This is a genomic window from Mucilaginibacter flavus (assembly GCF_030409315.1).
In the GTDB taxonomy this organism is placed as follows: domain Bacteria; phylum Bacteroidota; class Bacteroidia; order Sphingobacteriales; family Sphingobacteriaceae; genus Mucilaginibacter; species Mucilaginibacter flavus.
In genome coordinates, this window is the sequence record NZ_JAUFPS010000033.1 from 1 (window position 1) to 14,924 (window position 14,924).

Annotated in this window: 13 protein-coding genes; 5 read left to right on the top strand and 8 right to left on the bottom strand. The window is 41.1% G+C overall.

Going from position 1 to position 14,924, the window contains the following annotated elements:
• Window positions 1-197: 197 nt before the first annotated feature.
• The 3 genes from QWZ17_RS15185 (at window position 198) to QWZ17_RS15195 (ending at window position 3,590) form a co-directional block, all read left to right on the top strand.
• A complete protein-coding gene (locus QWZ17_RS15185) occupies window positions 198-572 on the top strand; it encodes a four helix bundle protein (protein ID WP_290306109.1) in 375 nt (124 codons plus the stop codon).
• Window positions 573-836: 264 nt separating this feature from the next.
• The gene (locus tag QWZ17_RS15190; RefSeq protein ID WP_290306110.1) at window positions 837-3,104 is read left to right on the top strand and encodes an aconitate hydratase; all 2,268 of its coding nucleotides are present in this window, start codon (window positions 837-839) and stop codon (window positions 3,102-3,104) included.
• Window positions 3,105-3,263: 159 nt separating this feature from the next.
• Window positions 3,264-3,590 carry a hypothetical protein gene (locus QWZ17_RS15195; protein ID WP_290306111.1) on the top strand — a complete coding sequence of 109 codons (327 nt, stop codon included), beginning with the start codon at window positions 3,264-3,266 and terminating at the stop codon, window positions 3,588-3,590.
• Between the two features lie 230 nt (window positions 3,591-3,820).
• Here the strand turns inward: QWZ17_RS15195 and QWZ17_RS15200 are convergent, their stop codons facing one another.
• The 7 genes from QWZ17_RS15200 to QWZ17_RS15230 form a co-directional block, all read right to left on the bottom strand.
• Window positions 3,821-5,455 carry an ABC transporter substrate-binding protein gene (locus QWZ17_RS15200; protein WP_290306112.1) on the bottom strand — a complete coding sequence of 545 codons (1,635 nt, stop codon included), beginning with the start codon at window positions 5,453-5,455 and terminating at the stop codon, window positions 3,821-3,823.
• 250 nt (window positions 5,456-5,705) lie between these two features.
• Complete coding sequence (recA, locus tag QWZ17_RS15205) at window positions 5,706-6,731, bottom strand: recombinase RecA (RefSeq protein WP_290306113.1); 1,026 nt, start codon at window positions 6,729-6,731, stop codon at window positions 5,706-5,708.
• A gap of 522 nt (window positions 6,732-7,253) precedes the next feature.
• Entirely contained in the window at window positions 7,254-8,015 is a 762-nt protein-coding gene (gene nth, locus QWZ17_RS15210; RefSeq protein ID WP_290306114.1) for an endonuclease III, read from the bottom strand.
• Between the two features lie 289 nt (window positions 8,016-8,304).
• Complete coding sequence (locus QWZ17_RS15215) at window positions 8,305-8,499, bottom strand: hypothetical protein (RefSeq protein ID WP_290306115.1); 195 nt, start codon at window positions 8,497-8,499, stop codon at window positions 8,305-8,307.
• Between the two features lie 255 nt (window positions 8,500-8,754).
• Window positions 8,755-9,339 carry an RNA polymerase sigma factor gene (locus QWZ17_RS15220; RefSeq protein ID WP_290306116.1) on the bottom strand — a complete coding sequence of 195 codons (585 nt, stop codon included), beginning with the start codon at window positions 9,337-9,339 and terminating at the stop codon, window positions 8,755-8,757.
• A gap of 436 nt (window positions 9,340-9,775) precedes the next feature.
• Window positions 9,776-10,009, bottom strand: a complete 234-nt coding sequence (locus QWZ17_RS15225; protein ID WP_290306117.1) for a hypothetical protein — start codon at window positions 10,007-10,009, stop codon at window positions 9,776-9,778.
• Window positions 10,010-10,098: 89 nt separating this feature from the next.
• On the bottom strand, window positions 10,099-10,335 hold the full coding sequence (locus QWZ17_RS15230) for a hypothetical protein (protein WP_290306118.1): 237 nt from the start codon (window positions 10,333-10,335) through the stop codon (window positions 10,099-10,101).
• 318 nt (window positions 10,336-10,653) lie between these two features.
• On the opposite strand from QWZ17_RS15230, the gene uvrA reads away from it, so the two are divergent.
• Complete coding sequence (gene uvrA, locus QWZ17_RS15235) at window positions 10,654-13,623, top strand: excinuclease ABC subunit UvrA (RefSeq protein ID WP_290306119.1); 2,970 nt, start codon at window positions 10,654-10,656, stop codon at window positions 13,621-13,623.
• Window positions 13,624-13,857: 234 nt separating this feature from the next.
• Window positions 13,858-14,442, top strand: coding sequence for a hypothetical protein (locus tag QWZ17_RS15240; protein WP_290306120.1), 585 nt, complete (start codon window positions 13,858-13,860; stop codon window positions 14,440-14,442).
• A 37-nt stretch (window positions 14,443-14,479) separates the two neighbouring features.
• Here the strand turns inward: QWZ17_RS15240 and QWZ17_RS15245 are convergent, their stop codons facing one another.
• Window positions 14,480-14,878: a contact-dependent growth inhibition system immunity protein gene (locus tag QWZ17_RS15245; RefSeq protein WP_290306121.1), complete on the bottom strand. Its 399-nt coding sequence runs from the start codon at window positions 14,876-14,878 to the stop codon at window positions 14,480-14,482.
• Between the last annotated feature and the right edge of the window lie 46 nt (window positions 14,879-14,924).

A 14,924-nucleotide genomic window follows, 5' to 3' on the forward strand; every position in this document is an offset into this window, starting at 1 on the left:
TGCTTCTTTGATACTATTTCTCGCCTGATCATGATTTAAATGATTTACTAATTTAGTAAACCTATTTCAGGACGAGACAGATTGGGTTGATTGGGTTGATTGGGTTGATTGGGTTGATTGGGTTGATTGGGTTGATTGGGTTGATTGGGTTGAAAAATAATTATCGCATTTCAAATAAAAGCACATTCTGAAAATAAATGGCATCATTTGCTGAATTGGAAACATGGAAACAAGCCCGAAAAATCAGGCTATTTATTTCGGATGTTGTTAAAAGATTCCCATCGGAAGAAAAATTCAGATTAACAGACCAAATCATCAGGTGCTCAAGATCAATTGGAAACAATATAGCAGAAGGTCATGGACGATTCCATTTTCAGGACAATATCCGTTTTTGTATCATCGCCCGTGGCTCATTATCAGAAACACTTGACCACATGATCATCGCCAGAGATGAAAACTATATTAACGATGAAACATTTAGATCTTTCCAGGATGACTACGATCAATGTCTTAAATTATTGAACGGTTATATCCACTTTATTAAAAAGAAAAAGAACGATGAGTTGGTGTAAGTTCATGGTTTATTGAGTTGATTTAGTTGGATTGAGTTATTATCAGCACATCCCAACTTAATCAACTTATTCCAACTTAATCAACTTAATCCAACTTACTCCAACCTAATCAACCACTCACTTATTTAGAACATATCCAAATAAGCATTGGCGAAAGCTTGATTATTAAATAGATGTTATATTTTGTAAATTCGCCGCACTAAGTTTCTGACAATTAATTTTAGTGTCAATTTCTTTTACTTTTCACCTAAAAATCAAATACAAATGGCTTTTGATTTAGATATGATCAAAAAGGTTTACGACCGCTACAGCACCCGTGTGGATGCTGCCCGTAAAGCGACCGGTAAACACCTTACTTTAACTGAGAAAATTTTATACGCCCACCTTTCTGAAGGTGATGCCCAAACTGCATTTGGCCGTGGTGTTGATTATGTTGATTTTGCACCAGACCGCGTGGCCATGCAGGATGCAACAGCGCAAATGGCTTTATTGCAATTTATGCAAGCCGGCCGTCCGCAGGTTGCTGTTCCTTCTACAGTACATTGCGATCACTTGATACAAGCAAAAGTTGGTGCCGTTGCCGATTTAAATACAGCAGTTGATATTAACCGCGAGGTTTATGATTTCCTTGCTTCGGTATCTGATAAATATGGTATTGGTTTCTGGAAAGCAGGTGCAGGTATTATTCACCAGGTTGTTTTAGAAAACTACGCCTTCCCGGGCGGTATGATGATTGGTACCGATTCGCACACGCCAAATGCGGGTGGTTTAGGTATGATAGCTATTGGTGTTGGTGGTGCTGATGCCTGCGACGTTATGGCTGGCCTACCATGGGAGCTTAAATTCCCTAAACTGATAGGTGTTAAATTAACCGGCAAATTATCTGGCTGGTCATCTGCAAAAGACGTTATCTTAAAAGTAGCAGGTATCCTTACTGTAAAAGGTGGTACCGGTGCTATTGTTGAATATTTTGGCGAAGGCGCGCGTTCATTATCTGCAACAGGTAAAGGAACTATCTGTAACATGGGTGCAGAGATTGGTGCAACCACTTCTGTATTTGGTTATGATGATAAAATCGCCGCTTACTTAAAAGGCACCAAACGTGCTGATATTGCTGAACTTGCCGATGCGGTGGCTGAGCACCTAACCGGCGATGAGGAAGTTTACGCTAACCCAGAGCAATATTTTGACCAGGTTATTGAAATTAACCTATCTGAATTAGAGCCGCACATTAACGGCCCTTTCACTCCGGATTTGGCGTGGCCTATCTCTAAATTTGCTACCGCTGTTAAAGAAAACAACTGGCCTGCAAAATTAGAAGTTGGTTTGATTGGTTCATGTACCAACTCATCTTACGAAGACATTACCCGTTCTGCCTCTGTTGCAAAACAGGCTATTGATAAACACCTTACTACTAAAGCCGAGTTTACCATTACCCCAGGTTCTGAACTTGTACGTTATACAGTTGACCGTGATGGTTACCTGGATACTTTTGCTCAAATGGGTGGTGTGGTATTGGCTAATGCTTGCGGACCATGTATTGGTCAGTGGGCACGTCATACAGACGATCCTACACGCAAAAACTCTATCATCACTTCGTTTAACCGTAACTTCGCTAAACGCCAGGATGGCAACCCCAATACACACGCGTTTGTTGCTTCACCAGAAATTGTAACAGCTTTAGCCATCGCGGGGGATTTAACTTTCAATCCGTTAACTGATACTTTAACTAACGCTAACGGCGAGCAGGTAAAACTTGATGAGCCACTGGGTATTGAAATGCCGGTTAAAGGTTACGCGGTTGAAGACGCGGGCTACCAGGCTCCTGCCGAAGACGGCAGCCAGGTACAGGTAATTGTTGATCCAAAATCTTCACGCTTACAATTGTTGGAGCCATTTACCGCATGGGAAGGTACCGACATTAAGGGTTTGAAATTGCTGATCAAAGCAAAAGGTAAATGTACTACGGATCATATTTCTATGGCTGGTCCATGGTTAAAATTCCGTGGTCACCTGGATAACATATCAAACAATATGTTGATTGGTGCTATCAACTACTTTAACAACACCGCCGATAGCGTTAAAAACGAACTGACCGGCGAGTACGGACCAGTACCGGCTACCCAACGCGATTACAAAGCCAACGGCATTGGATCAATTGTAGTAGGCGACGAAAACTATGGCGAAGGTTCATCACGTGAGCACGCGGCTATGGAGCCACGCCATTTAGGTGTACGCGCCATATTGGTAAAATCATTTGCCCGTATCCACGAAACCAACCTTAAAAAACAAGGTATGTTGGGTATCACTTTTGCCGACAACAACGATTACGACAAAATTCAGGAAGATGACGTTATCGACATTACCGGCTTAACAGAATTTGCCCCAGGCAAACAATTAACCGTTGTGTTAAACCACAAAGATGGTTCGGTTGAATCATTCCCGGTTAACCATACTTATAACGCTCAGCAAATTGAGTGGTTTAAAGCAGGTGGCGCGTTAAACATCATCCGTAAGCAAATGGCATCTTAATTTCGGATATCGGATTTTCGATTTCGGATTTAGTTATATTTTTAAAAGCCTCCCTTTGGGAGGCTTTTTTTGTGGAATGTATTGTAATATTACTTTTACATAACATGCAGTAAACCTGCGCACTATAGATTAGTCTGACCGTTACCAACATTCCACATTATGAAAAAGCAACTTTTACTCGTAGCCAGCCTTTGCCTGCTGATCTGTTCCTGCGCCATAGTGCCGATTACTTATTTTGGCGACAGACTTACGCCCACAACTTCGGTAGATCTCTATTATTCTACTCACGACGTTAAGCATGAGTACAAGGTTATAGGCCATTTAACCTGTCAGAACTTCCTGGATCAGGAAGAAGTAAAACGAAAATTATCAGATTATGGCAAAAGTATTGGTGCTGATGCCGTTGTTATTTTAGGCACGGATAATGCTAAGAATGACCAGGCTGCTATTGTAACTGCTGACGCTTTGAAGTATACCGATAAATAAGACCAGTGAGATGGCGTTCGAAAACGACGAAAGCTATAATTGCTATAAGTTGTGAAATCCGAGTTCTATGAAGGTAGAGAGAAAAAACGGCGAAAGACTTACGAAGTTTTGAAAACTTCGTAAGTCTGGGGTCTACAACCTTTCATGGGTAAAATACCGACGAAACAATGTCACTTTTCAGGATGTTTTTTTGCAGAATCATTCTCAGAAAGTCCCTAAGGAAAACTGAATTAAAGACCTTTTACCACCCGTTTCAACACCAACAAGTTTTGCCCATTCAAACTATAGCCCGATATATTATTCTGATATAGATTCACCAGCTTATCATAATACAATACCACTACCGGCGATTGCTCCATCACCAGGTTATCCATTTGCTGATACAGCGCATAGCGGGCCGAATCATTCTTTTCCTGGTAGGTTTGTTCAAACAGGGCATCGAATTTCTTATTATTGAAGCCGGTGTAGTTAGGTCCGTAGGGAATTTTGTTTTTTGAATAGAATACTGATAAGTAATTTTCGCCGTCGGGATAGTCGGCTATCCATTGGCCATAGAAAAAATTGATACCGTTTTTGGATACCAGTTCCCGCAGGCTGGCTCCCTGGGTAATTTCTACGCTGGTTTTAATGCCTATCCTATCTAACTGGCCTTGTACATATTCAATCAGGCTTCTGTAGCCTACTGTGGTGGCCAATGATATTTCGGGCAAGCCTTTACCATCCGGAAAGCCCGCCTCGGCCAATAAGCGCCGGGCTTTGTCGGGGTCGTAGGAATAACCTTTAACACATTTACCATCAAAACCCGGCATACCTTCAGGGATAAAACCCGAATAGCCGGGTGTGCCCATGCTATTACGCAGGTATTTGATCATCTTTTGTCTGTCTATAGCATAGTTGATAGCCTGCCTCACCTTTAATATTTTCAGGGGCGACTTTTTCACTATAGATAAACTACTATCCACCAATATGCCCAGGTACATAGTGTTAAGATAAGGCGCGGTATTGAGTATGAATTTACCCTTATACTTCTGCGTTATCTTGCCCGATTTGGTGAGAATATCATCGCGATAACTGCCATCAATGTCATTCAAAAAGTCGAGTTTCTTTTTCACAAACTCTAAAAAGGAGGTTTGTTTATCGGCGATGAACGTTGCCCGTACGGCATCAAGGTAAGGCAAGCGAGCGCCCTTGTTATCTTTTTCCCAGTACTTTTCATTTTTAAGCAGTACCAGCACTTCCCCTTCTTTCCAGTATTTAAATTTAAACGGACCAGTGCCCACCGGATGACTACGAAAATCCTTCCCATAAAACTCAACCACCTCTTTAGGTACTACGGAACAATACTGCGCCGTGAGCAAGCTCAGAAATGGCGCAAAGGGCTGTTTTAACTTAATGATAAAGGTGCTGTCATTAGGTGCGATAAAGGCTTCCTTTCCAACCACCTTGTCACTAAAAATCCAGGAGCCGGATGAGGCTACTTTAGGGTCAATCAACCTACCGAAGCTATATACAAAATCGGAGGCTACAGCTTTGCGGCCTGTCATATTTTTAAAATGCGGATCATCATGAAAATAAACATCGTTACGCAGGTGGAAAGTATAAGTTAATCCATCTGTTGATATTTGCCAGGTTTTGGATATACAGGGTACAACTTTTAAGCTATCGTTAATTTGCACCAAGCCGTTAAAAACCTGGTTATCCATCCATATGGTGTAGTGGTTACGGCAAAAGGCGGGATCAAGCGAGGTAAGGCCTTCTTCGAGGTTGATGTTGAAAACGGTTTTATGATCGGTTGTTGATTTTTTATTGCAGGCCGAGATCTGGATCATCAATCCCAAAAGCAACAAGCCGACCAGTTTTCTCATCACAAGCTAATGTAATAATTATTGAATTAGCTAATTAATGACTTCGTGATTTATTACTTCCAAATGAATTTAAATGCATAGCTGTAATCGCTTAGCAATAGAAAAGCATTTTCTGCTAAACTTTGCTAAACCAGTGCTAAACCCTTGCTAAACTTTTTCCGAAAACTATTGCCAACAAAAAAGCCTCCCTTTTGAGGAGGCTCGTTCTCTTTATAAATCCGAAATCGAAATTCCGAAATCCGATATCATTTTAAACTTCTTCCAGACTTTCGCCGGTTACGGTTTCTTTAATTTTAGTTTCCAGCTCTTCCTGTAATTCTGGGTTATCCAAAATCAATTGCTTAACCGCGTCGCGGCCCTGGCCTAAACGGGTTTCACCGTAACTGAACCATGAACCGGCTTTTTTGATGATGTTGTACTCCACACCCAAATCGATGATTTCGCCGGCTTTAGAGATTCCTTCGCCAAACATAATGTCAAACTCAGCAATACGGAACGGAGGTGCAACTTTATTTTTGACAATTTTTACTTTAACGCGGTTACCTGAAACTTCGTCGGTATCCTTAATTTGTGATATACGGCGTACATCTAAACGTACCGAAGCGTAAAACTTCAAGGCGTTACCACCAGTAGTAGTTTCGGGGTTACCAAACATAACACCAATTTTATCACGTAACTGGTTAATGAATATACAGCAGCAGCCGGTTTTGGCAATGGTACCGGTAAGCTTACGTAAGGCCTGAGACATTAAACGCGCGTGTAAGCCCATCTTTGAATCACCCATTTCGCCTTCAATCTCGGCTTTTGGCACCAGGGCCGCAACAGAGTCGATAACTAAAATATCAATAGCGCCGGAGCGGATCAGATTATCGGCAATTTCCAAAGCTTGCTCACCGTTATCTGGTTGAGAGATCAGCAAGTTTTCTACATCGACACCTAATTTTTTAGCATAAAAACGATCAAACGCATGCTCGGCATCAATGAAAGCGGCGATACCTCCCCTTTTTTGCGATTCTGCAATGGCATGAATAGCTAAAGTGGTTTTACCAGACGACTCCGGACCATATATTTCAATAACCCTGCCTTTTGGTAAACCGCCAACGCCTAAAGCGATATCGAGGCCTAAAGAGCCGGTTGATATTACCTCTGTCGGTTCAATAACAGAATCGCCCAACTTCATGATGGTGCCTTTTCCGTATGATTTTTCCAGCTTATCTAAAGTAAGCTGTAATGCTTTCAGCTTGTCTGAATTGTTTTTATCTATGTTATTAGCCATCGTATTGTTTTCTTCAACAAATATAAATACTTTATTTACAAATACTAATTTTTTTAGTAATTTATTTTAAGGGGAGGCATATCGCCCCGTCATTACGAGTTTATAAATCCAAGAACTCTGAAAGTGAAATCACAATCAAGAAAAAACGGGGTCATGCTGAGTTATAAAATCCGGTGGACTTTGAAAGTGGATATGACAATCACTTTTAATCCCGACGTCATGCCGAACTTGTTTCAGCACCCCACTTGCTAAGTATACTTCTTACCGTCGCTTGTCCTATGGGGTCCTGAAACAAGTTCAGGATGACTTCCATTTTTACAACTTGTCATGGGTAGCCTGTCGAAGCATGCGGGCGAAGGCCTCTGCGCGCGAGTCTTCGACAGGCTCAGACTGACAACCCTTTTTGTTTTACAACTTGTCATTGCGAGGTACGAAGCAATCCCCGATTAGCAAAGGAGCCATATAGGTTTGCTCTGTAAAGAGGGGATTGCTTCGTCGTACCTCCTCGCAATGACGCTTTTGTTAAAGCCCCTCCTCCACACTCCTCTTCTTCAACTCCTTACTAATCTTATTCAGCGCCGTTTTCTTTTTAGCTTCCTTCGCTTTTTTAACCTTAGCAGCTTCGGCCTTCAGCAGTGCCGACTCGGTATTATTCCGTTCGTAATAACGGCAAAACCATGTTAGCGGACAAACATCACACTTAGGACTGCGTGCCACACAAATATACCGACCATGTAAAATAAGCCAGTGGTGCGCTACAGCTATGTATTCTTTAGGAATATGTTTGATCAGTTGTTTCTCTACCGCAAGCGGCGTGGTAGCGTTATTGGTTAGTCCTATGCGATTAGCTACCCTGAATACGTGGGTATCTACCGCCATAGCCGGTTCCTCAAAAATAACCGAAGCTATCACGTTAGCTGTTTTACGACCAACACCGGGCATTTTCTGCAGGTTATCTACCCCTTGTGGAATCTCGCTGTTAAAAACATCCACCAACATTTTGCCCATTCCTACCAAATGTTTGGCCTTATTGTTAGGATAGCTCACACTCCTTATATAAGTAAAAACCTCTTCCGGTGTTGAGGCGGCCAGGTCTTCGGGTGTTGGGAAGCGTTCAAACAGCTTGGGCGTAACCTGGTTTATACGCTTATCGGTACATTGTGCCGAAAGGATCACCGCGACCAGTAACTGGAAAGGATTTTCATAATGCAGTTCGGTAACGGGATTGGGTTGGTTTTTAGAAAAATATTCTACAAAGTGTTTATAACGATCTGCTTTTAACATTCTTTAGTTCATGGTTGATGGTTCATTGATCATGGCCAAAAGCAAAGTTACGGTTGATATTCAGTTATACAAATTCGCTGCGTCTTCAAATTATGGTCCATTAATCAGTGAACAAATATAAAGATGAATAACTTCCCGCGTAAGTTACTAATGAACTAATGAACCAGTGAACAAATGAACCAAAATAGAAAGGTTCATAAATCAATACTGTGATGTAGGTTTTCCAATTCGCATCGGTAAACTTTAATCAACAACGGTGATTTATGAACCAGTGAGGGATTAGCAGTGCTTAGCGCAGGCTTTTCGAGTAATCTAAAATCTGGTGTATGGTTTGCACTTTGGGCTTTTTAGTTAAAAGGTCCAAATCGGCACGAATTGAATTATAAAAAATCATATCGTCGGCATCCAGGTTTTCTTGCGCATTCTCGTTCATCAGAGCTTGATTAGCAGTTGCATTTAACGTTTTTGTAAAGGTTTCATCCATAAGCTTATTTTACTATAATTTTTATATGATTTATAACGGTGGCTTAAAGATAATATTTTGTTAAATGAAAATTAAATGAAATTTTTCTAATTAGTTTATTTTAACGTTCATTGGCTCACTGGTTTATTAGTTTATTGGTAGATGGCGGTAACAAAAATAGCTCACCAGCATTTTTGCCAATGAGCTATTTTCAGCAAGATTCCACTTGCAAATACTAATGAACGAGTGAACTAATAAACCGATGAACGGCGCAGCTTAATTTTTCAAACTCAATTCCCTACCCTGCATCATTTTGCGCAGGTTATTAAGGGCGTAGCGCATACGGCCAAGAGCGGTATTGATGCTCACATCGGTAATATCGGCTATTTCTTTAAAGCTCATATCGCCAAAGTGACGCATAATTAATACTTCTTTTTGCTCGGATGGTAAAAGCTGGATAAGGGCTTTCAAATCTTTATGGGTTTGCTCCCTAACCATTTTATCTTCAGTGCTTTCATCGTAATTGCCCAGCACTTCAAAAATATCAAAGTCGTCGCCGTTGCTAATCATCGGCGCACGCTTTTCACGCCTGAAATGGTCAATTACCAGGTTATGCGCTATACGGGTTACCCAGGGTAAAAATTTGCCTTCTTCGTTGTACTTTCCGGCTTTAAGGGTATTTATCACTTTAATAAAAGCATCCTGAAAAATATCCTCGGCAAGGTATTCATCTTTTACAAGCAGGTAAATAGAGGTGTATATTTTTGATTGGTAACGCCTGATCAATTCTACAAGCCCCGCTTCATCACCGGCAATGTATAGATGGATTAAATCCTGATCACTCTTCAATTGAAAATCCATAGAAAGTACTACTTAAACTTAATTTTTAGTTAAACTCTTAAAAAGTAAAGTATATTCTATAGCGTGCTCCTTAGGGTTAAGAAATTGTTACTTCAAATAAAACAAATTCTGCATTAAAAAACAAATTAAATTTTTTGCTGCAGCCTTTTTTTAATAATACATCGGGCTTATTAACAGCAAAACAATTTATTGTTTTGCAATATGTATTATTAGACTAATTTATATTACCAAAGGTTTAATCAGCACCAAAATAAATTCTAAAAATTTAGTTGATTAAAAAATTGGCTGCTGCTCAATTGTATTAAAACCGTTACAAACTTTTCGTGTAGTAAATTTATCAAAAAGCTTCAACTTATTGCCCGGCAAGATGTTAAAAAGTGTTAAAAATGGAATAGAGGAAAGGATTGAGATTATAAATAGATGGATGGCAATACTGTTATATTACTCCAGCATCTTTTAACCTTTCAAAAAGCACGTTTGCATCGGTAGTATCATGCTCACTTTTCAGGTAAATTTCCATCAACAAAACTGTTTGGTCATCCAATAGCACATAGGTGATTACTCGTGCGCCTCCAGATTTTCCTTTTCCTGAGCCAGAAATGGCCATGCGGATTTTATAGAAGTTTTGGCCAAGGCTTGTGCCCAGCGGTAGGGTTGGTTTCCAACTCAACAATCAAATTATTAATATCGGATTTTATTCCTTGATGTTTTTTGGCTATTGCTTTTGTTTCCTTTGCAAACTGAGCAGTAATAACAACATTATAACTCATTCAGAAACTCTCTTGCAGATTGAAACTTAATTTTACCTTCCTTATACAACTTAATCTCTTTGGCAGATTTCTCCAATCTGTCATACATTTTTTGTTCCTGCTTGTTCAAGGGGCGGGTAGCGGGCGCTGTTTTATCTACATTATAATCCAATCCAAAAGCATCCAAAATAGCCTTAATTGCCTTTTCGGTCTTTTTGTCTTCAATATTTACAGTTAGCGTAGTCATCGTATAGCCTTGTAATGTAAAAATACAAAATATGTCATTATTTAAAAAGCAGCAATTCAATATTGTTTTTAACGCTAAGTCTTCGCCCCAAAAACCATCTTAATTAATTAAAAGTCAACAAACTGTAAACTCGGTTATTTAAATGAAATAATACCCTAAACAAAGTGAAACCAATTTGGATTATGCTAAATATTTTAGGATTTTTGCGCTCGCAAAAAGTTCATAGTTAACAGATCATAGTTCATGGTATAAATTTTGTCATGAACCAGCCGGCGAGGCTATGATCCATGAGCTATGAACCATGAACTAATTCGAAGAATGAGTAAAGAAGCAGAAAAAGATCCGTCGAAACATATTATCATCAAGGGGGCACGCGTACATAACCTTAAAAATATGGACGTGGCTATTCCTAAAAATAAACTGGTTGTGGTTACGGGCATGTCGGGTTCGGGCAAATCGTCACTGGCCTTTGATACCTTGTATGCCGAAGGTCAGCGCCGGTATGTGGAAAGCCTGTCATCATACGCTCGCCAGTTTTTGGGCCGTATGAACAAGCCCGATGTAGATTACATTAAAGGTATTGCCCCCGCTATAGCTATTGAGCAAAAGGTAATTACCTCAAACCCACGCTCAACTGTGGGTACATCTACCGAGATCTATGATTACCTGAAGCTGCTTTTTTCACGCATTGGTAAAACTATTTCACCGGTATCGGGCGAGGTGGTAAAAAAAGATTCGGTTACCGATGTGGTTAACTTTATCCTTACCCTGCCCAATGAAAGCCAGGTTACCATATTAGCGCCGTTGCACCCGCATAACAACCGCAGCTTAAAAGAAGAGCTGGCCGTATTAATGCAAAAAGGCTTTGTACGGGTTGAGTACCAGGGCAAGTTATCAAAAATTGAAGCCCTGTTAGAGGATGCCAGCATTGTTGATGATGGATCATGGTTGGTAGAGGAAGAGGTGAAAGGCGAAAGCATAAAGGCGAAAGGTAAGAGCGCCAAAGCGAAGGCCGAAAGTTCTGAGGTAAAAGGCGAAAACTTAAAGGCGAAGGGTGAAAATGACGAAAACTCACCACTCACTACCCACCACTCACTACTCACCGCCGTACGTATTGTGGTTGATCGTGTTACTAAAAATGAAGAAGATGAAACTGTAAGTCGCCTTGGCGACTCGATACAAACCGCTTTTTTTGAAGGTAAAGGCGATTGCTATGTGCGTTACCAGGAACCCGATGCCGAGACAGAAATCGAACGTTTTTTTTGCGACAGGTTTGAGTTAGACGGGATAAAATTTGAAGAGCCTACGCCAAACTTTTTCAGCTTTAATAATCCTTACGGTGCCTGCAAAAAATGCGAGGGCTACGGTAAGGTAATTGGTATTGATGAGGATTTGGTGATTCCCGATAAAAGCAAATCCATTTACGAAGGTGCTATTGCACCATGGCGCGGCGAAAAAATGCGCGAGTGGAACGATAACCTGGTAAGACATGCCTTAAAGTTTGATTTTCCTATCCATCGCCAGTATAACCAGCTTACCGCCAAAGAGCAAAAGCTATTATGGACAGGTAATAAGTTTTTTCGGGGCCTTGATGAGTTTTTCAAGGAGATGGAGGAACAGACTTACAAAATTCAATACCGGGTTTTGCTATCCCGCTATCGTGGTAAAACTACCTGCCCCGAGTGTAAGGGCAGTCGTTTACGCCAGGATGCATCTTATGTAAAAATTAACGATCATTCTATTACCGATGTAGTTTTAATGCCGCTGGATAAGGCTCAGGATTTTTTTCAAAATATTCAGCTAAACGAAACTGATGCCAAAGTAGGCAAACGCCTTTTAATGGAAATCACCAACAGACTGGTATTTTTAAACGATGTTGGTTTAAGTTATTTAACGTTAAACCGTTTATCCAACACCTTATCGGGCGGCGAGTCGCAGCGTATTAACCTGGCTACCTCATTGGGCAGTAGTTTGGTAGGCTCGGTTTATGTTTTGGACGAACCAAGTATCGGCCTGCACCCGCGCGATACGCAGCGTTTAATTGGCGTATTGAAATCTTTACGCGATGTGGGTAACACAGTTTTGGTGGTTGAGCACGAGGAAGAAATTATGAAAGCGGCCGACCATATTATTGACATTGGCCCCGAAGCCGGCACCCATGGTGGCGAGCTGATTTTTACCGGCACCTATGATCAAATTATTAAGGACGACCATAGCCTTACCGGTAAATACCTGAGCGGAAAAGAAGAAATTGCCATACCGGCCACCCGCCGCAAATGGAACGACTATATTGAAATAAAAGGTGGCCGCGAAAATAACCTGCAACACGTAAACGCCAAATTTCCGTTGGGTGTGCTTACCGTAGTTACCGGTGTATCCGGCTCTGGTAAAACCAGTTTGGTGAAACGCATCCTGGCCCCGGCCCTGCAAAAAACGCTGGGTAACTACTCGGGCGAGCAAACCGGATCATACGATAGCATTGAGGGCGATTACGCCAAAATTGAACAGGTAGAGTTAGTTGATCAAAACCCCATCGGCCGTTCATCGCGCTCAAATCCGGTTACCTATGTGAAAGCCTGGGACGAGATCCGCAACCTATATGCCGCGCAACCGGCAGCAAAAGCGGCGGGTTTAAAGCCATCGGCATTTTCGTTTAACGTAGAGGGTGGCCGTTGTGATGTTTGCCAAGGCGAAGGTGAGGTAAAAATAGAGATGCAGTTTATGGCAGATATCTTTTTAACCTGCGAAACCTGCGGCGGCAACCGTTTTAAACAGCACATTCTTGACATTACTTATAATGAAAAAAACGTAGCCGAAGTGCTGCACATGACTATTGACGAGGCGCTGATATTTTTTGCCAAAGAGCCAAAAATCATTGCCAAAATAAAACCTTTGGTTGATGTAGGTTTGGGCTATGTACAATTAGGCCAATCGTCAAACACATTATCAGGCGGCGAGGCGCAGCGTACTAAGCTTGCATCGTTCCTGGTAAAAGGCAACAATACGCATAAAACGCTTTTCATTTTTGATGAGCCTACTACCGGCTTGCATTTTGCTGATATTAAAAAACTACTCAAATCTTTCGATGCCCTGTTGGAACACGGCAACACCATTATTGTAATTGAACACAACATGGATGTGATTAAATGCGCCGACTGGATCATTGACATTGGCCCCGATGGCGGCGACCGCGGCGGCAAAGTAGTTTTTGAAGGCCTACCCGAAAACATCATTAAGGAAAAAAAATCACACACCGGGCATTATTTAAAAGAACGATTTGGTAAATAATATCTAACCTAAAAACATAATCAAAGGCGTTTGCAGCATAAAACTGTAAGCGCCTTTTTTATAGCAAAAGCTGTCAATAACTGATCGACCCTGGCTGTTTTCTATTGATAATTTGCCTGTAAATCCTTATATTTACATCACAAGGCCTATATCTTATTTTCTCTTCCAAAAGCTATCTATCTGTTGAAGATATGATACCGGCTATAAGCTATTAACTTCTAAATCTTAAAACCTATGTCAGGTACAAAACACCTTTATGACACCATTCGTCCTATGTTTGGCGGTCATCTTTCCCAAAGCCAGATTAATGGCATCGAAACTATTTTAACAGCCGTTACAGAAGCGGGCATTACCGATAACCGCAAAACCGCCTACATGCTGGCCACCGTTTTTCATGAGTGCGACAGAACTATGCAGCCTATAACAGAATTTGGCAAGGGTGCCGGCAATGATTATGGCAAAAAATTAAAAATGAATAACGGCCCCGGGCATCGCATTCCGTACATTACGCCCGATAAACTATACTATGGCCGCGGCTACGTACAATTAACCTGGTTTGAAAATTATGAAAACATGGAGCATTTATTACACCTCCCCCTGCTGGAGAACCCCGAGCTGGCTTTAGACCCGCCCACAGCCGCCAAGATCATGATTAAAGGAATGACAGGCGGTTTGTTTACAGGCAAAGGCCTTGGCAAATACTTTACCTCTACCATAACAGATTGGGTAAACGCCCGCAAAATTATCAATGGATTGGATCATGCCGAAACGATTGTCGGATATGCGCAAACCTTTTATAAGGGATTAATAGCAAATTGAAAGTTTTTTTTTTGAATGAGCCTGTTTAAATTGGTTCTTAATCAATTTCAAAAGAACCAAGCTTAATTTCGCTCTCAAGCAATTCAATTTTTTTATGCCTGATAAGGTTTACTACCTCGCTTCGTAATTCGGCGTTATTTATCCAAAAGCTATTGCCAACATTAAGCACGTTTGATAACAGGTCACCGGGGTAGTAATCGCCTTCGGCAAACAAATCTTCACCAAGTTTTTCAATAGCGAGCGGCACAAGATACGGCAGGCCTAATCCTTGCCCTATCATTAAACGTAAATCTTCAGTAGTATATTTATTTAAGGGCGTGGACAATAACGTTAAAGATCTTTTCACCAAATGAGACGCCCCGGCAGTCGAATTGGGTACGTCTATTTTTTCCAGGTTTTGTAGCGATTTGAAACGCCAATTATTTTCCAGTTTCATAAAATGCCACAAATATCCGAAACCGGCAGTTTAAGCAACCAATAGC